Origin of the sequence: Serratia sp. ASV30 (genome assembly GCF_016428815.1) — a bacterium.
Taxonomy (GTDB): Bacteria; Pseudomonadota; Gammaproteobacteria; order Enterobacterales; family Enterobacteriaceae; genus Chania; species Chania fonticola_C.
Map to the genome: position 1 here is coordinate 1 of NZ_JAELTL010000021.1, position 21196 is coordinate 21196.

The 21196-nt window shown below is 55.4% G+C and carries 24 protein-coding genes and 1 other RNA gene; 17 read left to right on the top strand and 8 right to left on the bottom strand.

Translation table 11 applies throughout. From position 1 onward, the window contains the following. Positions 1 to 191: 191 nt before the first annotated feature. The 3 genes from JHD74_RS11520 to uxaC all read right to left on the bottom strand — a co-directional run bounded on the left by JHD74_RS11520 (position 192) and on the right by uxaC (position 3755). Positions 192 to 755, bottom strand: coding sequence for a YgjV family protein (locus JHD74_RS11520; protein ID WP_065684720.1), 564 nt, complete (start codon positions 753 to 755; stop codon positions 192 to 194). A 76-nt stretch (positions 756 to 831) separates the two neighbouring features. Further along, positions 832 to 2322 (bottom strand): UxaA family hydrolase, encoded by a 1491-nt coding sequence (locus JHD74_RS11525; RefSeq protein WP_199062749.1) that lies wholly within the window; start codon positions 2320 to 2322, stop codon positions 832 to 834. A 20-nt stretch (positions 2323 to 2342) separates the two neighbouring features. After that, complete coding sequence (gene uxaC / locus JHD74_RS11530; protein WP_074031548.1) at positions 2343 to 3755, bottom strand: glucuronate isomerase; 1413 nt, start codon at positions 3753 to 3755, stop codon at positions 2343 to 2345. A gap of 396 nt (positions 3756 to 4151) precedes the next feature. On the opposite strand from uxaC, the gene JHD74_RS11535 reads away from it, so the two are divergent. From JHD74_RS11535 to JHD74_RS11585, 11 genes are all read left to right on the top strand, one after another. Further along, entirely contained in the window at positions 4152 to 5450 is a 1299-nt protein-coding gene (locus JHD74_RS11535; protein ID WP_199062750.1) for an MFS transporter, read from the top strand. Between the two features lie 117 nt (positions 5451 to 5567). Continuing rightward, positions 5568 to 6344, top strand: a complete 777-nt coding sequence (gene exuR / locus JHD74_RS11540) for a transcriptional regulator ExuR (protein ID WP_024528180.1) — start codon at positions 5568 to 5570, stop codon at positions 6342 to 6344. Between the two features lie 187 nt (positions 6345 to 6531). Beyond that, positions 6532 to 6981 carry a hypothetical protein gene (locus JHD74_RS11545; protein WP_024528179.1) on the top strand — a complete coding sequence of 150 codons (450 nt, stop codon included), beginning with the start codon at positions 6532 to 6534 and terminating at the stop codon, positions 6979 to 6981. A gap of 198 nt (positions 6982 to 7179) precedes the next feature. Beyond that, positions 7180 to 7854: a DedA family protein gene (locus tag JHD74_RS11550; protein WP_024528178.1), complete on the top strand. Its 675-nt coding sequence runs from the start codon at positions 7180 to 7182 to the stop codon at positions 7852 to 7854. After that, positions 7854 to 8225 carry an EnvZ/OmpR regulon moderator MzrA gene (gene mzrA / locus JHD74_RS11555; RefSeq protein ID WP_199062771.1) on the top strand — a complete coding sequence of 124 codons (372 nt, stop codon included), beginning with the start codon at positions 7854 to 7856 and terminating at the stop codon, positions 8223 to 8225. The genes JHD74_RS11550 and mzrA overlap by 1 nt, the downstream gene beginning before the upstream one ends. A gap of 213 nt (positions 8226 to 8438) precedes the next feature. Next, entirely contained in the window at positions 8439 to 8810 is a 372-nt protein-coding gene (locus JHD74_RS11560; RefSeq protein ID WP_199062751.1) for a DUF1090 domain-containing protein, read from the top strand. A 163-nt stretch (positions 8811 to 8973) separates the two neighbouring features. Beyond that, entirely contained in the window at positions 8974 to 9279 is a 306-nt protein-coding gene (locus JHD74_RS11565; RefSeq protein ID WP_021180656.1) for a YqjD family protein, read from the top strand. Between the two features lie 2 nt (positions 9280 to 9281). Then, entirely contained in the window at positions 9282 to 9701 is a 420-nt protein-coding gene (locus JHD74_RS11570) for a phage holin family protein (RefSeq protein ID WP_024528176.1), read from the top strand. After that, positions 9679 to 9966 carry a YqjK-like family protein gene (locus JHD74_RS11575; RefSeq protein WP_024528175.1) on the top strand — a complete coding sequence of 96 codons (288 nt, stop codon included), beginning with the start codon at positions 9679 to 9681 and terminating at the stop codon, positions 9964 to 9966. Before JHD74_RS11570 ends, JHD74_RS11575 begins: the two co-directional genes overlap by 23 nt. A 279-nt stretch (positions 9967 to 10245) precedes the next feature. Further along, complete coding sequence (locus JHD74_RS11580; protein WP_024528174.1) at positions 10246 to 10641, top strand: DoxX family protein; 396 nt, start codon at positions 10246 to 10248, stop codon at positions 10639 to 10641. A gap of 117 nt (positions 10642 to 10758) precedes the next feature. Beyond that, the gene (locus JHD74_RS11585) at positions 10759 to 11745 is read left to right on the top strand and encodes a glutathione S-transferase family protein (protein ID WP_024528173.1); all 987 of its coding nucleotides are present in this window, start codon (positions 10759 to 10761) and stop codon (positions 11743 to 11745) included. Between the two features lie 357 nt (positions 11746 to 12102). Here JHD74_RS11585 and JHD74_RS11590 read toward each other — a convergent pair whose 3' ends face one another. Further along, on the bottom strand, positions 12103 to 13008 hold the full coding sequence (locus JHD74_RS11590; protein ID WP_021180661.1) for a LysR family transcriptional regulator: 906 nt from the start codon (positions 13006 to 13008) through the stop codon (positions 12103 to 12105). A 107-nt stretch (positions 13009 to 13115) separates the two neighbouring features. Between JHD74_RS11590 and JHD74_RS11595 the strand changes: the two genes are divergently transcribed. Further along, a complete protein-coding gene (locus JHD74_RS11595) occupies positions 13116 to 13817 on the top strand; it encodes a pirin family protein (protein WP_199062752.1) in 702 nt (233 codons plus the stop codon). Between the two features lie 47 nt (positions 13818 to 13864). On the opposite strand, the gene rnpB is transcribed toward JHD74_RS11595, so the two are convergent. Continuing rightward, positions 13865 to 14243, bottom strand: an RNA gene (gene rnpB, locus JHD74_RS11600) — RNase P RNA component class A. Between the two features lie 258 nt (positions 14244 to 14501). Between rnpB and JHD74_RS11605 the strand changes: the two genes are divergently transcribed. Then, positions 14502 to 14993 (top strand): ATP-binding protein, encoded by a 492-nt coding sequence (locus tag JHD74_RS11605; RefSeq protein ID WP_199062772.1) that lies wholly within the window; start codon positions 14502 to 14504, stop codon positions 14991 to 14993. Between the two features lie 16 nt (positions 14994 to 15009). Here the strand turns inward: JHD74_RS11605 and rsmI are convergent, their stop codons facing one another. Further along, a complete protein-coding gene (gene rsmI, locus JHD74_RS11610; RefSeq protein WP_166733477.1) occupies positions 15010 to 15879 on the bottom strand; it encodes a 16S rRNA (cytidine(1402)-2'-O)-methyltransferase in 870 nt (289 codons plus the stop codon). 62 nt (positions 15880 to 15941) lie between these two features. On the opposite strand from rsmI, the gene JHD74_RS11615 reads away from it, so the two are divergent. The 4 genes from JHD74_RS11615 to dolP are packed head-to-tail and all read left to right on the top strand — an operon-like array spanning position 15942 to position 19532. Continuing rightward, positions 15942 to 17954 (top strand): penicillin-binding protein activator, encoded by a 2013-nt coding sequence (locus JHD74_RS11615; protein WP_024528161.1) that lies wholly within the window; start codon positions 15942 to 15944, stop codon positions 17952 to 17954. After that, the gene (locus JHD74_RS11620) at positions 17951 to 18304 is read left to right on the top strand and encodes a YraN family protein (protein WP_024528160.1); all 354 of its coding nucleotides are present in this window, start codon (positions 17951 to 17953) and stop codon (positions 18302 to 18304) included. The genes JHD74_RS11615 and JHD74_RS11620 overlap by 4 nt, the downstream gene beginning before the upstream one ends. A 51-nt stretch (positions 18305 to 18355) precedes the next feature. Continuing rightward, positions 18356 to 18946: a DnaA initiator-associating protein DiaA gene (diaA, locus tag JHD74_RS11625; RefSeq protein ID WP_025120033.1), complete on the top strand. Its 591-nt coding sequence runs from the start codon at positions 18356 to 18358 to the stop codon at positions 18944 to 18946. A gap of 10 nt (positions 18947 to 18956) precedes the next feature. Beyond that, positions 18957 to 19532 carry a division/outer membrane stress-associated lipid-binding lipoprotein gene (dolP, locus tag JHD74_RS11630; RefSeq protein WP_024528159.1) on the top strand — a complete coding sequence of 192 codons (576 nt, stop codon included), beginning with the start codon at positions 18957 to 18959 and terminating at the stop codon, positions 19530 to 19532. Between the two features lie 206 nt (positions 19533 to 19738). Here the strand turns inward: dolP and mtgA are convergent, their stop codons facing one another. Both mtgA and elbB read right to left on the bottom strand, forming a co-directional pair. Next, positions 19739 to 20470, bottom strand: coding sequence for a monofunctional biosynthetic peptidoglycan transglycosylase (gene mtgA, locus JHD74_RS11635; protein WP_029711779.1), 732 nt, complete (start codon positions 20468 to 20470; stop codon positions 19739 to 19741). After that, on the bottom strand, positions 20467 to 21120 hold the full coding sequence (gene elbB, locus JHD74_RS11640) for an isoprenoid biosynthesis glyoxalase ElbB (protein ID WP_024530635.1): 654 nt from the start codon (positions 21118 to 21120) through the stop codon (positions 20467 to 20469). The genes mtgA and elbB overlap by 4 nt, the downstream gene beginning before the upstream one ends. Between the last annotated feature and the right edge of the window lie 76 nt (positions 21121 to 21196).

The window sequence follows — 21196 nt, forward strand, 5'->3', positions numbered from 1 at the left end:
AAAGAGAGAGTCTGTGCAGCGATGCGCAAACTACTGCAACTGGCTTATGGCGTGGTGAAATCAGGAAAGACATTTAATGCGGAAATACCGCTTGCCGGATAACCGACAAGACGGTATCTCTCCCACAGGGAGAGGGAGCTGAGAGTCTCTGCTCTGTTGGAAGAATGGAGGAAATCTCAGCAACCTGCACTTTATTGCTTAACTGGCTGGCGCCCCTCTGAAACGGGCGCCTTTTTTTCGACCGCAAAAGGATCGATGCCGCGCAGTTGCAGACGGCGGAAGCGGATAATGTTGAAACCGTTCATCAGCAGGAAACTGCCTTCAATCAGCGAGCCCCCGATCGAGCCAAGCCAGATGTTGTGGGTAACCCAACAGGCCGTTGAGCACCACATTACGCAGCGGGTGGTCAAACCGCGGGTGCGGAACAACGCCCAGGTGCTGACGGTTGTACCGCAGATCGGGAGTATTTCGATCCAGTGGTGAAAGCGGGATAAACCGATGATGAGCGTGAGGCAGATAAAGATCCACATCACCCATAGGCTGCGAGTCTTCATCGAGACCAGGTTGCGGCAGGCGCTAAGCAGAGCGCTACTCCCTGCAGCATTCGCCCCCATCAGGATAAAATGGATGCCGATAATCAGGCTGTAGCCCGACAGCTGCAGTTTGAAACGCTGGTCATCGCGATTAAAAAAGCTGGTGATGCCTACCAAAAAAGCCAGCACGCCAACGGACTGCGCAAACCAATAAAACGTCATTAGGGAGATCCTGGGGCGGAAGTAGCAAGGCGTTTAAAACAAAACGCCGTTTTATGCTACTCCCGCCGGCTAGGCTTTACAACGTGACACCGCTTTTAAAGATCGCCAACTCACGGAAATCATTCACTTCATTACGCGCCGGTGCGCCATCGGCAATGTCCACGATCAGATCGACAAACTGCTCCAGCATCTGTGCCATCGGCAAGCCATGGATCAGGCGGCCTGCGTCAAAATCGATCCAGTGCGGTTTCTTCGCCGCCAGCTCCGAGTTGGTCGCCAGCTTCACCGTTGGCACAAAGCCACCGTAAGGTGTCCCCCGCCCGGTGCTGAACAGCACCATATGGCACCCGGCTCCCGCAAGCGCGCTGGTAGCGACCGCATCATTGCCCGGCGCACTCAGCAGGTTCAGCCCCGGCAGACGCAGACGCTCACCGTATTTCAACACGTCCACCACCTGGCTCTGCCCGGCTTTTTGGGTGCAACCCAGAGATTTCTCTTCTAACGTGGTGATGCCTCCAGCCTTGTTGCCCGGAGAAGGGTTCTCGTAAATCGGTTGGTCGTGGGCAATAAAATACTGTTTGAAGTCGTTGACCATGCTGACGGTTTTTTCAAAGGTGTCTTCATCGCGGCAGCGGCTCATCAGAATGCGTTCGGCACCAAACATTTCTGGCACTTCAGTCAGCACCGTGGTGCCGCCGTTGGCAATCACATAATCCGAGAAGCAGCCCAATAACGGGTTGGCTGTGATCCCTGATAAACCGTCCGATCCCCCACATTCCAGGCCAAACTTCAGCTCGCTGAGCTTGCCCGGCTGGCGGCGATCGTCGCGCATAATCTGGTATAATTCATGCAAATGTGCCAATCCGTCGGCAACTTCATCATCCTGTTGCTGGCAGACCATAAAACGCACGCGCTGTTCATCAAACTCACCCAAGGTAGTGCGGAAAGCATCCACCTGGTTGTTCTCACAGCCCAGGCCAATCACCAGAACAGCACCAGCATTGGGGTGACGCACCATATTTTGCAGCATGGTGCGGGTATTTTCATGATCCTGGCCGAGCTGTGAGCAGCCGAAGGGATGGCTGAAAAGATGCACGCCGTCGATCCCCTCTGCTTCCCCGGTTTCCTTCAGAAAACGTTGCAGGATCTGGCGAGCGATGCCGTTCACACAGCCCACGGTCGGGATGATCCACAGTTCGTTGCGGATCCCTACCTCACCGTTGCTGCGGCGGTAAATCTGTACCTCACGATCTGCCGCCTGCGCCGGTAAGGTCTGGAACTCCGGTTGATACTGATAGCTATCGAGATCGCTCAGGTTGGTTTTGGCATTTTGCGAATGGATATGTTCGCCCGCAGCGATAGCCACCAGTGCATGGCCGATCGGCAAGCCGTACTTGACGATCATCTCACCGGCAGCGATCGGCTCAAGGGCAAACTTGTGCCCCCGAGCTACATCTTGCGCCAGTGCGATCGCCTGCCCTTCCCAGACCGGCTGCTCACCAGCCGCCAAATCACACAGTGCGACCGCCACATTATCTTTTGCATGGATCTTTATGATGCTTTGCATAAACCAACCTCGAGCTAAAACTACGCTAATTCGATAGCGAAATAGTGTTTGGCATTGTCGAAGCAGATGTTTTTCACCATCTCACCCAGCAACGCAATATCCGCCGGTGCTTCGCCATCTTCCACCCAGCGGCCAATCATCTGGCACAGGATACGGCGGAAGTATTCGTGACGCGTGTACGAAAGGAAGCTGCGGCTGTCGGTCAGCATGCCCACAAAGCGGCTAAGTAGCCCAAGCTGTGCCAACTGCGTCATCTGGCGCTGCATACCGTCTTTCTGATCGTTAAACCACCAGCCTGAACCAAATTGGATCTTGCCCGGCGTACCTTCGCCCTGGAAGTTGCCGACCATGGTGCCGATCACTTCGTTATCCCGTGGGTTCAGGCAGTAAAGAATGGTCTTCGGCAGCGCCCCCTGCTTGGCCTGAGCATCCAGCAGGCGAGACAGTGATTCGGCTACCGGCTGATCGTTAATCGAATCAAAGCCAATGTCCGGGCCGATAGTAGTGAACATCCGGCTATTGTTATTACGCAGTGCGCCGATGTGATATTGCTGCACCCATTCGCGGCGCTGATATTCGGCAGCCAGGAACAGCAGGACGGCGGTCTTGAACTGGGCAACTTGCTGTGGCGTTGGCAACTCCCCGCTGAGACGCTGAGCCAGGATCTTATCTAATGTGGCCTCATCGGCCTCGCCGTACATCACCACGTCTAACGCGTGATCGGAAACCTTACAACCGTGAGCGGCAAAGTGATCCAGGCGTTTTTTCAGCGCATCGCACAAATCGCTGAAGCGGTTGATGGAAGTATCTGCGGCGGCTTCCAGCTGTTGCATATAGTCATTAAACCCAGCGGCTTCAATATTGAAGGCCTTATCTGGGCGCCAGCTTGGCAAGACTTTGATATCGAAGCTGCTGTCGGCGGCGATGGTTTGATGGTGGCGCAGATCGTCGATCGGATCGTCGGTGGTGCCCACCATTTTCACCTTCATCTGTTTCATGATGCCGCGAGCGCTGAAAGCCTCCTGCGACAACAGTTCATTGCCGCGCTGCCAGATTTCATCTGCAGTAGTCGGGGAGAGCAGCTTGCCGGTGATGCCAAACGGACGGCGCAGTTCCAGGTGCGTCCAGTGATACAGCGGGTTGCCGATGGTATGCGGCACCGTTGCCGCCCAGGCATCAAATTTTTCACGGTCAGAGGCATCGCCGGTGCACAGGCGTTCAGCCACGCCGTTGGTGCGCATCGCGCGCCACTTATAGTGATCGCCCTTCAGCCAGATATCGTACATGTTCTTAAAACGAGTGTTTTCGGCAATCTGTTGCGGTGGCAGATGGCAGTGATAGTCGAAAATAGGCTGATCCGCTGCATAGTCGTGATACAGGCGGCGGGCAAATTCACTGTCTAACAAGAAATCATCGCTCAAAAACGTGGCCATATGGGTTCCTCACCTTTTTCCTGGCTAGCCTTGCTGTCAACTTTTGCAAAGTTATCACACCAATTTATCATAGAGTCTAGCTAAATTTCACCTTGGTTAACCCATCATTACGGCCTCCAAGCGCCTATCCAGACGACTCCCATTAAACCAATGCCTTATGATGGCAAGCATTATCACTTAAAAAAATAATGGTTTTTGTGATATCACTCAACTTTTAAATCTGTATGACAAGTTATCTTCTCGCCACCCTGCTACTGGTTTATAACCACGGTTCAATGGCAATGCGCAGGACGGCGTCGGTAAGCGGAATACCGGCAACCAAATGAAAGGGAATCACCACCATGACCGCCACAGGCTTGCCGGTGGCCGAAATTTTTAGACTGGGAGAGATTTGGGATGCGTAAAATTAAAGGCTTACGCTGGTATATGATCGGCCTGGTGACTATCGGCACCGTGCTCGGTTATCTGACCCGCAATGCGATGTCCGTCGCAGCCCCCTCGCTGGAAGGTTCACTGGGGATCACGACCCAACAGTATTCCTTTATTGTTGCCGCCTATTCAGCCTGCTATACCCTGATGCAGCCCGTTGCAGGTTATATCCTTGACGTGCTCGGCACTAAAATCGGCTATGCGATGTTTGCCATCCTGTGGGCCATCTTCTGTATGGGCACCGCGCTGGCCAACAGCTGGGTCGGCCTGGCGATGGCCCGTGGTGCGGTCGGTATGGCCGAAGCAGCGATGATCCCTGCCGGGCTGAAAGCCAGTAGCGAATGGTTCCCAGCCAAAGAGCGCTCCATCGCGGTGGGTTACTTTAACGTCGGCTCCTCGGTGGGCGCGATGCTCGCTCCTCCGTTGGTGGTCTGGGCGATTGTGGCGCACAGCTGGGAAATGGCGTTTATCATTACCGGTGTCTTGAGCCTGATCTGGGCCATCTGCTGGCTGATCTTCTATAAGCACCCGAAAGACCAGAAGAAACTCAGTACCGAAGAACGCAGCTACATTCTGGATGGGCAGGAAGCGCACCACCAGACCAGCAATGCCAAGAAGATGTCCGCCTGGCAGATCCTGCGTAACCGCCAGTTCTGGGGTATAGCGCTGCCGCGTTTCCTGGCAGAACCCGCCTGGGGAACCTTCAACGCCTGGATCCCGCTGTTTATGTTCAAGGCTTACGGCTTTAACCTGAAAGAAATTGCCATGTTCGCCTGGATGCCGATGCTGTTCGCCGATTTCGGCTGCATCCTGGGTGGCTATCTGCCGCCATTCTTCCAAAAGCATTTCGGCGTCAACCTGATCGTCTCACGCAAACTGGTGGTCACCCTGGGCGCAGTGTTGATGATCGGCCCAGGCATGATCGGCTTGTTCACCAGCCCTTATGTCGCCATTGCCTTACTGTGCATCGGGGGCTTTGCCCACCAGGCACTGTCCGGTGCGCTGATTACCCTGTCGTCGGACGTCTTTGGCCGCAACGAAGTCGCTACCGCCAATGGGCTGACCGGGATGGCCGCCTGGACGGCGAGCACCATGTTCGCTCTGGTGGTCGGCGCATTGGCTGACACCATGGGCTTCAGCCCGCTGTTCGCCGCCCTGTCGGTGTTCGATATCCTGGCCGCCATCGTGATCTGGACCGTGCTGCAAAACAAGCCGGTTTCCGAGCTGGAACAGGAACGATTACAAACGGCAGATGCCAGCAGCTAACCCCCACAGCCCGGCCTTTGTGCCGGGCTTTTCGCATCTGACTCGCTAGCAGCTACAACGGATAAGTGGTATAACAGGTCCTATGGCATTACGCCCTTCTACCACCGAGTATTCACTATGGAATTCACTGAAACCAGACGCCTTTATCAGCAATTGGCCGCCGAGCTAAAACGGCGCATTGAGGGCGGGGTCTACCCGGTCGGTGAGAAACTGCCAGCCGAGCGTTATATTGCAGAAGAGATGAACGTTAGCCGTACCGTGGTGCGTGAGGCGATCATCATGCTGGAGGTGGAAGGTTACGTCGAAGTGCGCAAAGGCTCGGGCATCCATGTGATCTCCAACCAGCAGAAGCACCTGGTAGTGCCGGGTGAAAGCCTCGAATTCGCTACCTCTGGGCCTTTTGAACTGCTACAGGCACGCCAGTTGATCGAAAGTAACATCGCCGAGTTCGCCGCCACCCAGGTGACCAAGCAGGATATCGTCCAACTGATGGAGATCCAGGAGCAGGCGCGCAAAGAGGATCGCTTCCGCGATTCGCAGTGGGATCTCAAATTCCACGTGCAGGTCGCGCTGGCGACTCAGAATACCGCCATGGCCACCATAGTGGAAAAAATGTGGGCCCAGCGTGTCAGCAACCCTTACTGGATCAAACTGCACGAACATATCGATGAGCGTTCCATTGCCAGCTGGTGCGACGATCACGATGAGATCCTTAAAGCGCTGATACGTAAGGATCCTCACGGTGCCAAACTGGCCATGTGGCAACATCTGGAAAACACCAAGCAGATGCTGTTCAATGCCACCACCGACGATTTCGAATACAACGCCGATCGCTACCTGTTTGCCGAGAATCCGGTGATCCATTTGGATAACATGGCCAGCACCACCAAATAGGGTTTTGGCGTCAAGAAATCGCACCGAATGTCAGGTATTGTAAAAACGGCTGAATCGATCCCGGTACAGCCGCCCACTGCGCGATATTTCCCCAGCGACCACGTAGATTTCCCTGTTGCCAATCGTGCTATTTTGGTAGAGTTAGCCCACTTTTTTATCGACTGACTTTGGGGTGGAACGCGAATACATGCGCTGGTTGTTTGCCATGCTTATTGCTCTTTCCTGCTGGACCGGTTCGGTCTCCGGCCCAAAGCTCTATGCAGCACAAACCGCAGCCTTAGCCTCCGCGTTAAGTGCTCAGGCATTATTTGATGAGCATGTGGTTTCCCCCTACGATCAGGATTACCGTCCGCACAGTGAACTCCGCCGCAAGCCCCTCAGCAAACTACTGCTGTCTTTGCCCCGGATGCATTCCTATCCCAGCTCGTTGCAGGCCCCGTCCCAGTCGGTTCCGGCCTATACTTTAGCAACGGATCTGGGCTACCGCCTGTGGCCACAACCGCAGGCAGATAACCCAGCCCCTAACCGGTTGCGGCAGGTCAATTGGACGCTGAACTTCCCGCAGCAACAAAGCAGGCTCGGGGGTTGGAAAGAGAGCAATATACTTTACCGTGGCTCGCTAACGTATCACTCATGATCCGGTGTCGCCCCGTTTACCCTATGGATTTCAAGTTGCAGCAAGTGCAGATAACAACGCTGCAACTTGAAAGACGACGGGTATAGAACCAAAGAATAAAGCAACACCGTTCATCATCTTCAGCAGCCAGGGCCCTCCGCGAGCTTACCGCCCCCAGCCGCTGAACGAAAATAACAATGACGTTTTTAGGAACACCGGATGGATATCATTAAGCAACTGTTGGATGCCTTATGGCAGCAAGACTTCGAAACGCTGGCCAACCCCTCGTTGGTCTGGACGCTGTACGTCTTGCTGTTTATGATCTTATTTCTGGAAAATGGCCTGCTGCCCGCCGCCTTCCTACCGGGTGATAGCCTGCTGATCCTGGTCGGCGTCCTGGTCGCCAAAGGCACCATGAATTTCCCGGTGACCATTCTTATCCTGACCACCGCAGCCAGCCTGGGGTGCTGGGTTAGCTACATACAAGGCCGATGGCTAGGCAATACGCCGACGGTGCAGAGTTGGCTAGCCCATCTACCGGCCCATTACCACCAGCGTGCTCACCAGTTGTTCCACCGCCATGGCCTGTCGGCTCTGCTGGTTGGCCGTTTCCTGGCTTTCGTCCGTACGCTGTTGCCTACCATTGCCGGGCTGTCCGGTTTGAGCAACGCACGCTTCCAGTTCTTTAACTGGATGAGCGGCTTGCTGTGGGTTCTGATCCTGGTATCGGTCGGTTTTGCCCTCGGGAAAACCCCGATGTTCCGCAAGTATGAAGACCAGTTGATGTTCGGCCTGATGATGCTGCCACTGGTGTTACTGGTCGTCGGGCTGGTCGGTTCTCTGGTGGTACTGTGGCGCAAAAAGCGCGCCGATCGTGCAGGGAAAGACGCGTGATAGCCAAACGCCCACGCTGGCAATACGCACTGATGCTTTCATTGCTACTGCTGGCATTGGCCTCCGTGCTGGCGCCGTACATCTTGCGTACGGAAAACGAGCTGCGTATTCACGTGGTTCAGCAGGGCTTATCGTTGCCAGATGGTTTTTATGTCTATCAGCGCCTGGATGAACGCGGTATCCGCATCAAAAGCATTACGCCGGAGGGCGATGGCCTGGTGATCCGCCTGGATTCCCCTGAACAGCAGTTGCTGGCCCGTGAGGCCCTGGAAAACATCCTGCCCCCCGGTTATACCATTGCCCTGAACGAGTCTCCTCTCCCCGGCCGCTGGGTGCGTAAATTTGCACGCGCGCCACTTAATCTGGGATAATCCCTTTCTCATTTAAGGGATTATCTTAGCCATCGTTACATCCGGCTAATCGGGCGCAGCATACAGCGCCCCTACATTTGGGGTTCTACGCAATTTGTGACTATGCTGATTGTCTGCATGGGTCAGCCGCGTAGGCCACCTGTCGCACTGCCCCTTGGGCAGCAGGAAACCGGGAGCATCCTTGTGATCTCCCAGCATTAAGGAATTGAAATCATGAAATTACGCCACACATTGTTACTGGCCATCCCCCTGTTCACTTTTTCTGCGCTTTCACAGGCAGCAGCCGAGACTTGTGCCAGCAAAGCCCAAGATATCCAGACACAGATCGATTATGCCACTAAGCACGGCAACAGCCACCGCGTGGCAGGCCTGCAGAAAGCCCTGAGCGAAGTACAGACCCACTGCACCGAGGCCGGTTTACAAGCCGATCGCCAGAAGAAGATTGCTGATAAGCAGGAGAAAGTGGCCGAGCGTGAGCAGGAGCTGAAAGAGGCTCAGGAAACCGGCAAGGCAGATAAAATCGCCAACAAGCAGAGAAAGCTGGCAGAAGCCCAGGCAGAGCTGAAAGCCGCGCAGGCCGAATAATTTTTATATTAGCGGATTTATCGCTAAGAGCCCCATCTGGCGGGATTTTACCAACCGATAATGACATTGGTTAGTGATATCCACCGGGGATAAGCCCTTTGCTTAAGTGAATAAATCCGCTATGTTAAAAGTCTGTCGAAGTTAATGTTAAGGAGTTATCGAAATGGCACATGATTCACATGCAGAAAATTTACGCGCTGAACTGAAGTCCCTGGCCGATACGCTGGAAGAAGTGCTGAACTCTTCCACCGATAAACCTAAAGCTGAACTGGACAAACTGCGCTCCAAAGCAGAAGGCGCACTGAAAGAAACCCGTGCCCGTCTGAGCGATGCCGGTGACAAACTGGCTCACCAAACCAAGCAGATGGCTGGCCAGGCCGATGATTACGTGCGTGAAAACCCGTGGACTGGTATCGGTATCGGCGCTGCGGTTGGCGTGGTGTTAGGCGTTCTGCTCGCGCGCCGCTGATTATGGCAGAGCAGCCGCAAACGCGCGCACAGGGCCCCGGTAAAGGGGTCCTGGATATCGCCCAACGGATTGTCACCATTATGGTCGGCATGGTGGAAACCCGGGTGCGTCTGGCCGTTATCGAGCTGGAAGAGGAGAAAGCCAACCTCATTCAGTTGCTGATGATGGCGGGGCTTACCCTGCTGTTTACCGCCTTCGGCCTGATGAGCCTGTTAATCCTCATCTTCTGGGCCATCGACCCCGCTTATCGCCTGATGGCGTTGGGCACGACTACCGCCGTTCTGCTGTTCCTGGCCGTTGTGGGCATCGTCTGGACATTGTCCAAGGCTCGCCGTTCGACACTGTTAGGGGCAACACGTCAGCAACTGGAACTCGACCGTGCTGAACTGGAGGAGAAACATGAATCGCCGCCAGTACCGTGAACGCAGAAAAGAGCAACTCATCCGGCAGATCCAGCAGCAACGCCTGGATCTGACCGCCAGCAAAAGCCAGTGGCTACAAAAAACCGAATCCTTCGATCGCAGTTGGCAGACCTTGTATGGGCTGCGTAAATATATGGCTATCGGTTCCAGCGTGATCGCGCTGTACGGCATACGCCATCCTAGCAAGTTGATCCGCTGGTCACGGCGGGCGCTCAGCGTCTGGGGTACCGTTCGTCTGATCCGTAACGCCCTTCCCAAAAAATAACCGCGCTGTAACAAGTTCAATTATCCCGTTGGTAATCCCTTTTATTTGCATGGATTTTATCCAAACACACTTTATTAATCGTTAATTAAATGATTTATAACTACTTTTATAGATTTTTCAATATTCAGATTTTTTGAAAAATTACGACAGTTTTACTTGCTAACAACCTGCAGCATTCCCGTCTAACATTCACTCCATCAACCGGACATGGCAGCTACAAGGCCCCCTGGCGGTACCAATGCCAAGATTGGCAAGCAACAACACTTTTTGGAGTTAATGATGAAGAAATTAGAAGATGCAGGTTTGCTGGTTGCTCGTATTCTGATGCCAATCCTGTTTATCGTTGCAGGTTACGGCAAAATGGGTGATGCCTATGCTGGCACCCAACAATACATGCAGTCGATGGGTGTACCTGGCTTCTTGCTGCCACTGACCATCCTGCTGGAGTTCGGCGGTGGCCTGGCAATCCTGTTCGGCTTCCTGACCCGTACCGTGGCGCTGTTCACTGCCGGTTTCACCATCCTGACCGCGCTGCTGTTCCACACCAACTTTGCAGAAGGCGTGAACCAGCTGATGTTTATGAAAAACCTGACCATTGCCGGTGGCTTCATCGTGCTGGCGGTTGCAGGCCCTGGCGGCTTCAGCATTGACCGCATTTTGAACAAAAAGTGGTAAACTTATAAAGCATACCCTATGGATTTCAAGCTGCAGCTTGAAAGACGACGGGTATAAAGGCTCGGCTCTTCACGCCGGGCCTTTTGACTTTATCTCTCAGACACATTGGAGGATCTCATGGGACAACTCGTTGATGGCGTTTGGCAAGACACCTGGTATGACACCAAATCCACCGGGGGCCGTTTCAAGCGTTCAACCTCTCAGTTTCGCAATTGGGTCACCCCAGATGGCGCTGCGGGAGAGCATGGCAAAGCAGGTTTCAAAGCCGAGCAAGATCGCTACCATCTGTATGTTTCCCTGGCTTGCCCTTGGGCACACCGTACCCTGCTGATGCGCAAACTGAAGGGGCTGGAGCAAATCATTCCAGTTTCCGTGGTGCATCCGCTGATGTTGGAAAACGGCTGGACCTTCGGCCAGGATTTCCCGGCAGCAACCGGCGATGCGCTGTATCACTCCGATTTTCTTTACCAGCTCTATCTACGGGCCGATCCGCAGTACAGCGGCCGCGTTACCGTGCCAGTGCTGTGGGATAAACAGCAGCAGACCATCGTCAGCAATGAGTCTGCCGATATCATCCGCATGTTCAACAGCGCTTTCGACGCCGTCGGCGCACGGGCTGGAGATTACTACCCGGCAGAACTGCGTGAGAAGATCGATTCGCTCAACGGCTGGATTTACGATTCGGTGAACAACGGGGTGTACAAGGCCGGTTTTGCTACCAGCCAGGAAGCCTATGACGAAGCGGTGAACGGCGTGTTTGCCTCATTGGAGCGGCTTGAGCAGATCCTCGGCCAACACCGTTATCTGACCGGTGATCGACTCACCGAGGCCGATCTCCGCCTGTGGACCACGCTGATCCGTTTCGATCCGGTCTACGTCACCCATTTCAAATGCGACCAACGCCGCATCAGCGACTATCTCAACCTTTACGGCTTCCTGCGCGATATCTACCAGATGCCAGGGATTGTCGAAACGGTCGATATGGCGCATATCCGCAACCACTATTATCGCAGCCATGCCACCATCAACCCGCACGGGATCATTTCGATCGGCCCCGCGCAGGATCTGGATGAACCCCACGGGCGCGATGTGCGTTTTGGTTAATTGCAGATTGCTGTGAGTCAGGGGATCCGGTCATCGCTGTTCCCCTCACCCCATCCCTCTCCCACAGGGAGAGGGAGCCGTCCGGTGACCTTGGTGGGCCCGTGTAGCTTCAAAAAGTAGGGATTAAAAACAAGAAAGGCAAGGTATTACGCTGAGCAATTAACGACCTCGATTGGTCCCCCTTCCTCAGGGAGGCGGCTGTCCGGAGTGCGTAATTTGCCCGTACAACTTCGGAAGATTGCGAGTAAAAACAAGAAAGACAAGGTATTACGCTGAGCAATTAACGACCTCGATCGGTCCCCTCTCCCTGTGGGAGAGGGTTAGGGTGAGGGGACACAATGCGAAAATGCGAAGAAGTTACTGGTTCTCCTCGCGTGCAAACAGGCGCGGGATCTCACGCAGGAACCAGGATTTAGCCTCGCCCATGCTGTCGCGCCGCCAGGCCATGATGATGTCCGCCTCACGGCTATATTCCGGCCCTACCACGCGCAAGCGCCCCTGCTCGATATCCTTCTCCACCATCTGATAAGGCATAGTGGCAACCCCCAGCCCCGCCAGCAAGGCGCGGCGCTTATCTTCGATGGTGCTCACCGTCAGGCGCTGCTGTTTATCCAGCAATTGTACCGTCAAGACTGGCCGCTCCCGCGCAGTATCTGCCACTGCAATACCACGGTATTTCACCCGAGTCAGCTCCGACAGCGGCTCCGGCTCCAGATGGATCGGATGTTCCGGTGCGGCAACGTACACGCTCATCACCTTATACAGCTTGCGGGTGTTGATTTCAGAAGAGGCGCGAAAGTGCATATCCGGCGCAATAACGATATCGGCCCGCCCTTGCTCCAGCCGCTCCCACGCCCCGGCCAACACTTCGGTAAAGATCGAAACCTGGGTATTGGCCTTCAACGCCAGCTTATCGACCAAGGGGAACAGCTTGTATGCCGGAGATAGTGCTTCGCTGACGATGGTGAGATGGGTTTCCCATCCCCGCGCCAATGCCTCTGCATCAGTCGTCAGCTTGTCCGCGGCCTCAAGCAGTACGCGGCCACGCTCAAGCAGCATGCGCCCAACGTTGGTAAATTTGGTGCGATGCCCAGATCGGTCAAACAACACCACATCCAGTTCTTCTTCCAATTTTTGCATGGTGTAGCTGAGCGCCGAAGGCACTCGCCCCAGCTCATCGGCAGCGGCGGCAAAGCTGCCACGGCGGTCGATCGCATCCATAACCCTAAGCGCTTCAAGCGTTAACGCCCGATCTCTGGCCATCGAAACTCTCTATCAGGAAATTTGAATATACCGACCAGATTAACTGGCTAACAATCCGCCGTCCAGATGCTTACCATCAAGAGAATGAATTTAGAGAGCCGATTGCCATGATCACATGCAGAACAGCACAACAATGCGGGCAAGCTGACTTTGGTTGGCTGCAGGCTCGTTATACCTTTTCCTTTGGCCACTACTTCGATCCCAAACTGATGGGCTATGCGTCGCTGCGGGTACTGAATCAAGAGGTATTGGCACCGGGTGCCGCCTTCCAGCCACGCACCTATCCCAACGTAGATATACTGAATCTGATCCTGCAGGGTGAAGCCGAATACCGGGACAGCGACGGCAATACCGTACGCGCGGCCGCAGGAGAGGCATTATTGCTGGCTACTCAGCCGGGGCTTAGCTATAGCGAACAGAACGTCAGCAACAGCACGCCACTGACCCGAATGCAACTGTGGCTGGATGCCTGCCCGGAGCGTAGCAATGAGCGTGTACAGCGTTTGAGCCTGCCAGATCAGCCCTATACGCTACTGGCCTCACCGGATGGTGCCCACGGCAGCCTGCAACTGCGCCAACAGGTCTGGATACATCATTTGAACTTACCGGCGGGAGCACAGCAGACGCTTACTCTGCATGGGCCACGTGCCTACCTGCAATCGATCCACGGTACCGTTGAGGTCAATGGCGACCATCGCCAGAGCCAGCGCCTGACCTGTGGAGATGGTGCGTTTATCCGCGAGGAAAACCGCCTCACCATCCAGGCCGAAGCGCCGCTACGTGCGCTGCTGATTGATTTACCGGTATAGATAAAGAAAAACCCCGCGCGACTCTCGTCACGCGGGGTTATCTGTATAGAGGGAGTTGACCGGTAAGCCGGGTTCTGTCGTGGACAGTCATTCCTCTAGGCCAGCAATCGCTCACTGGCTCAAGCAGCCTACCCGGGTTCAGTACGGGCCGTACCATGTGAACCCCTATTTGGCCTTGCTCCGGGTGGAGTTTACCGTGCCACGGACTGTTGCCAGCCGCGCGGTGCGCTCTTACCGCACCCTTTCACCCTTACCTGATCCCGCTTGCGCGGGCCATCGGCGGTTTGCTCTCTGTTGCACTAGTCGTAGGCTTGCGCCTCCCAGGCGTTACCTGGCACCCTGCCCTATGGAGCCCGGACTTTCCTCCCCTCCATCTGTCTCCCCCGAAGAGGACGGCAATGAAGCGGCGACTGTCTGGTCAACTCCGGCGCGGATAGTAGCGTTGTGGTTGCGGTAGGTCAACCGTTTTAGGGGGAACAGAAAACAGATCTAGAGGCGGGGCCTGCAGATATGCTAGCTTGGCGATATGAAACCAAGACCTTCAGCCCTGATTTGCGTCGAGATTATTATTTACCGCTTGCCAATCTAAGGTGGGATGACGCTCGTCAGTTTGTTCCCGCCGGTAAGGCGGGCCTTACCGGCATCACTCCAGTGAGGTTAATCATGACCCGTTCGCCCCGCCATATGCCGGAAAAAGCCAAGCCTACCCTGCATCTTCTGTCAGGAAAAATAGCGTCAGGAAAGTCCACGCTTTCAGCCAAGCTGGCAACCCAGCCTGGCAGCGTGATAATCGCGGAAGATAGCTGGCTTGCTCAGCTATACGCCGATGAGATGCGCACCGTTGCAGACTATATCCGCTGTAGTAGCAAGCTGAAAAACGCCATCAAACCCCATCTGATAGCACTGCTTAACGCCGGGGTGACCCTCATTCTGGACTTTCCGGCCAACACCGTGGCCAACCGTGAATGGATGATGGATATCATCCGCGAGTCGGGTGCCGATAACCAACTGCATTATCTCAACGTGCCCGATGATGTCTGCAAGGCCAGACTGCATGCCCGCAATCAGTCGGGCACTCATGATTTTGCCGCGACCGATGAGCAGTTTGATCTCATCACCCGCCATTTTGTTGAGCCGAATGACCAGGAAGGGTTCAACATCATTCGGCATAGCTGAGTCACAACGCTGGGGCTCAGTTAGCCTGTTCCTGCTGCTCCAGCGCATGTTTATACAGCGCATTTTTCTTCACGCCGTGGATCTCTGCGGTTAACGCTGCCGCCTTTTTCAACGGCAGCTCTTTTTGCAGCAGAGCCAGGGTACGCAGCGCTTCGAGCGGCAAATCGTCTTCCTGTGCCTTGTGGCCTTCCACAATCAGCACCATCTCCCCACGGCGGCGCATCTCATCTTCCAGCACCCAGGCCAGCAGTTCCCCCACCGGGGCTCCGTGGATAGACTCCCAGGTTTTGGTCAGTTCGCGCGCCAGCACCACATAGCGCTGCGGCCCCCACACGGTGACCATGTCCTGCAAACTTTCCAGCAAACGGTGGGTAGATTCGTAGAAAATCAGCGTTCGCGGTTCCTCTGCCAGCGCCAGCAGGGTATCCTTACGGCCTTTGGTTTTGGCTGGCAGGAAGCCTTCGTAGCAGAAACGATCGGAAGCCACACCGGCGGCACACAACGCGGTGGTGGCAGCACAGGCGCCCGGCAGCGGCACGACGCGGATCCCCGCTTCACGGCAACGGCGCACCAGGTGATAACCCGGATCGTTAATCAGTGGCGTGCCTGCGTCACTCACCAGTGCTATGCTTTGGCCTTCCTGCAGTTTTGCCAGCAGTTGGTCCGCCTTCTGCTGTTCGTTATGGTCATGCAGCGCAAACAACCGCGCGCTAATAGCAAAGTGTTGCAGCAGCAACCCGGTATGGCGCGTATCTTCCGCCGCAATCAGATCGACGCTTTTCAGTACCTCTATGGCCCGATGAGTCATATCCCCCAGGTTGCCGATGGGGGTGGGCACCACGTACAGTGTCGAGGCAGAAATAGCTGATTGTTGGTGTTGATTCATTGTTTCATCCGGGTTGCCGATTTAATATTGAGCATCTTGAAAAAAACATCACTGGATACAGTATGCTTTCCTCAACATTCCTTCGTACCAAAGCAGGGCGATTAGTACCTGTTGTACTGGCAGCCTTGCTGTTAGCGGGTTGTCCAAGTCGGGTTCCACAAACTCCGCCCTCAAATATCCAGGACGAAGCCAGTGCCAACTCTGATTACTATCTGCAGCAGTTGCAGCAAAGCAGCGATGATAACAAGGCTGACTGGCAATTACTTGCGATTCGCGCATTAACTCGCGAAGGCAAACTGCCACAGGCCAACGAGCAACTGAGCACCTTGCCGCAAAACCTGACGAGTACACAACAGCTTGAGCGCCAGCTATTGAGCGCAGAACTGCAGGTGGCCAACAAGAATTTGAGCGCAGCCCGCGACGCGCTGAATAACATCGACAGCAGCGCGCTGTCACCGAATCAGCGGGTTCGCCTGTATCAGGCGCAGATCGCGGCAAATCAGGGCCAAGCCTCACTGCCACTGATCCGCGCCTATATTGCCCAGGAGCCGTTACTAAGCGGCCAGGCTCATCAGGATAACCTGGATAAAACCTGGCAAACGCTGCTTGGCCTGAAACCGGCCGACATGAACAGCCTAGTGATTAACGCCAACGAAAACGTGCTGCAAGGTTGGCTGGATCTGTTACGAGTCTATCAGGACAACCGTCAGGATCCCGATCTGCTGAAGGCCGGGATCAAAGACTGGCAGAACCGCTATCCGCAGAACCCGGCGGCGAAAAGCCTGCCAACGCAGTTGAATCAGGTGCTGAATTTCACCCAGGCTTCAACTTCGCATATCGCCTTGCTGCTGCCGCTAAACGGCCAGGCCAAGGTGTTTGCCGATGCGATCCAGCAGGGCTTTAACGCAGCGCAAAGTGGCATAACGCTCGCCGCGCCGGTTCAGGCACCGCAACCAACCACTAATCCAGACCAGACAGTGGCAGCTACGCCAGACAATGCCAACGGTGCCGTAAGTACTTCAGCCCCTGCGGCGGATGCAACTCAGGTAGCCGCAGTACAACCTGCTACCCCTGCTCCGGTACCCGTCACTCCAGCCCCGGCAACCGGCGGGCAGGTGAAGGTCTACGACACCACCAGCCAGCCTCTGCCAGCATTGTTGGCTCAAGCCCAGCAGGATGGTGCAACCCTGATCGTGGGCCCGCTGTTGAAGGCCGAAGTCGATCAACTCGCCACCACTTCAACGACGTTGAACGTGCTGGCACTCAACCAGCCTGAGCAGCCAAAGGACAGCCCGAATATCTGTTACTTCGCCCTGTCACCGGAGGATGAAGCCCGCGACGCCGCCCGCCATATCTGGGAACAGCAAAAACGCCAGCCGTTACTGCTGCTGCCACGCGGCGCGTTTGGCGATCGCATTGCCAAAGCCTTCACCGAAGAGTGGCAGAAACTCGGTGGCCAGACCGTGCTGCAACAAGGGATTGGTTCTGCCGGTGAGCTACGTCAGATGGTCAACAGCGGTGGGATCCGCATGAGCGGCACCCCGGTGGCCTCACAGGCTCCAGCGCAGCAGTCGGTGACTATCGCTGGCCTGACTATTCCAGCGCCACCAAGCGATATCCCGGCCTCTACAGGCGGCGGCGTAGACTCGGTGTATATCGTCGCCACGCAAGACCAGTTGACGCTGATCAAGCCGATGATCGACATGACCACCAGTTCTCGTAGCAAACCAGCCATGTTTGCCAGCTCGCGCAGCTATCAGGCCGGCGCTGGCCCGGACTTCCGTCTGGAAATGGAAGGCCTGCAATTCAGTGATATTCCTCTGCTGGCAGGGGCCAATCCACAGTTGCAGCAGCAAGCCACCGCCAAATTCCGCAACGACTATTCCTTGGTGCGTCTCTACGCCATGGGGATGGATGCCTGGACATTGGCCAACCACTTTGCTCAAATGCGCCAGTTGCCAGGATTCCAGGTTTCAGGCACCACGGGTGTACTGACATCGTCACCTAACTGTGTGATCACCAGGAAACTGACTTGGCTGCAATACCGCCAGGGCTCGGTCGTTCCGGTCTCCTGAGTCAACGCGCCAAGGGAGCGGGCTATGAGATCCAGGCCCGCCAATACCTGGAGCGCGCCGGGCTTACCTTCACCGCTGCCAACGTGGCGGTACGTGGGGGTGAGCTCGATCTCATCATGCGTGATGGTCAAACCTGGGTGTTCGTCGAAGTCCGCTACCGCCGCAACGCCGCCTTTGGTGACGCAGCGGCCAGCGTGACTTACCGCAAGCAACGGCGATTGCTGCATGCCGCCGCCGTTTGGCTGGCAGGGCGAGGAGCCAGTTTTGACACATCATCTTGCCGTTTTGATGTTTTAGCCATTACCGGTAGCCAGTTAGAATGGATACCCAATGCCTTCAATGCGGATTAAACCCTGTTGACCGGTGTATGCCGGCCCTTTGACCTAGTGGATTAAAACAACGTGCTGGATAGAATCAAAGTCTGTTTTACCGAGAGTATCCAAACCCAGATTGCGGCGGCGGAAGCCTTACCTGACGCGATATCCCGTGCCGCGATGACCCTGGTTCAATCGTTATTGAACGGCAACAAGATCCTGTGCTGTGGCAACGGCACCTCGGCGGCTAACGCTCAGCATTTTGCTGCCTGCATGATCAACCGCTTTGAAACCGAACGCCCTAGCCTGCCCGCGATCGCGCTAAACGCCGATAACGTGGTGCTGACCGCCATCGGCAACGATCGTTTGCATGATGAAATGTATGCCAAACAGGTGCGAGCACTCGGCCACGCCGGTGACGTGCTGCTAGCGATTTCCACCCGCGGCAATAGCCGTGATATTGTGAAAGCGGTCGAAGCTGCGGTAACGCGTGATATGACCATTGTTGCGCTTACCGGCTACGATGGCGGAGAGCTGGCGGGTTTACTTGGCCAGCAGGATGTGGAGATACGTATCCCCTCTCACCGCAGTGCACGCATTCAGGAGATGCATATGCTTACCGTCAATTGCCTATGCGACCTGATTGATAACACATTGTTCCCCCACCAGGACGATTAGAGGAACCGAGATGAAGCTAAGAGCCACATTTGCAGTGCTGTTCAGCGCCCTACTGCTGCAGGGTTGCGTCGCGGGCGTTGTCGTTGGCAGCGCCGCGGTTGCCACCAAAACGGCAACCGATCCACGTACCGTAGGCACACAGGTCGATGACGGCACGTTGGAAGCCCGGGTCGAAAATGCCATCAGCAAAGATCAGCAACTGAAGAAAGAAGCCCGTGTCGTAGCCACCGCCTATCAGGGCAAAGTGCTGCTGACCGGCCAGGCTCCTACCACCGAGCTCGCCAGCCGGGCGAAGCAGATCGCACTTGGCGTCGATGGTGCCGTTGAGGTGTATAACGAGATCCGCCAGGGCACGCCGGTCAGTCTGGGTACCGCCTCTTCCGATACCTGGATCACCACCAAGGTACGTTCGCAGATCCTCACCAGCGATACCGTCAAATCCTCGAACGTGAAGGTCACAACCGAAAATGGCGAAGTGTTCTTGTTAGGTTTGGTGACACAGCAGGAAGGCCAGTCTGCGGCGCAGATTGCCAGCCAGGTTAGCGGCGTGAAGCACGTGACAACGGCGTTTACCTACGTTAAATAATCTCGCGAACCGGGATGAGATCGGCGTTGTCAGCTGCCCTCACCCTAACCCTCTCCCTCAGGGAGAGGGGACCGATCGAGTTCATTGATTCTTCCGAGTCATGTCCTATCTTTCTTCCTAAGCTCGACTTTCCGAAGCCGCACGGAGCAAGCACGCGCTCCGTTCAGCTCCCTCTCCCTATGGGAGAGAGTTGGGGTGAGGGGCCATCACTTAAGATCGTTCGCCTGGAGAAATCCTTCCCCACCCAACTGGCGCATCTGACGCATAATCCACTGTTGGCGCTGGGTTACATACCCCGAAGGAGCACCGGCCTTGAAACGATGTGGATTAGGCAGCACTGCCGCCAGCAGGGCAGCTTCAGATGCCGTCAGGCGGCTTGCCGGCTTGTGGAAAAAGTGCTGAGCCGCCGCTTCCACGCCGAAGATGCCGTCACCAAACTCGACGATATTCAGGTACACCGTCAAAATTCGCCGCTTGGTCCAAACCAGCTCAATACCCGCCGTTAGCCCAACTTCCAACCCTTTGCGCACCCAGCTACGCCCGTCCCACAAAAACAGGTTCTTTGCCGTTTGCTGAGAAAGGGTAGAAGCACCGCGGATGCGCGTTGGCCGCTTTTCGTTGTGGCTGATGGCCTTTTCAATGGCCGCCACGTCGAACCCCCAGTGGTCGGGGAATTTCTGATCTTCTGCCGCCATCACTGCCAGCGCCATCGAGGGGGCAATATCATCCATCGCTACCCAGTCGGAATGCGCCACATAGCCGAAATCCCCGCTCAGCCAAGCACCGAGCTGCCGCTCCACCATCACCGCAGAAAACGGCACCGGCAGAAAAGCAAACAAAATGATCCCCGCCAGCCACAGGCCAATAACCGCAAGAACGCCTCGTTTAAACCAAAACCACAGGCGAACAATCCACGATTTACGAGAAAACCTTATCATTCCACCAGATCCAGCACTCGTGACACCAGCTTATCAATTCCCTGCGCCGCCTCGCCGATCGACTGGGCCAACATGTAGGCCGGGGTCGTGACAACCTTATTTTCAATATCAACCACGATGTCATCTACCGGACAGATCACCGGCTCACCGCCCATGGCATCAATCACTTCCCCCAGATCGGGATCGTTACCAATGGTCAATCGCAACGGTTGATCGAAAACTTTCGGCAACAGCGTTGGCGCAATGCACATAAAACCCATTGGTTTGTTTTTCTTATGCATTTCTCGAATAAGCTTAGACAAATCGGGATCAACTGAACATTCCGCACCTTGCGTGGCAAAGCTGCTCAAATTCTTCGCCGCACCAAATCCACCGGGCACAATCAGGGCATCCAACTGCTCGGCATCGGCCAGCGAAAGCGCCTGAATTTTGCCACGAGCGATGCGTGCCGACTCCAGCAAAACGTTGCGACTTTCTGGCATTTCTTCGCCGGATAAATGATTAATAACATGCAGTTGTGCCTTATCCGGTGCAAAGCAAACCGCTTGCGCACCGGCACGATCCAGAGCCAGCAAGGTGAGCACCGCCTCATGGATTTCTGCCCCGTCATAAACACCACAACCACTCAGCACTACAGCGACCTGTTTCATCGACATTCTCCCAGCCAGGACCGCCGGTAAAGGCAGGCCCAGAGGCGACAAATACTAACTACATCACATATTTTAA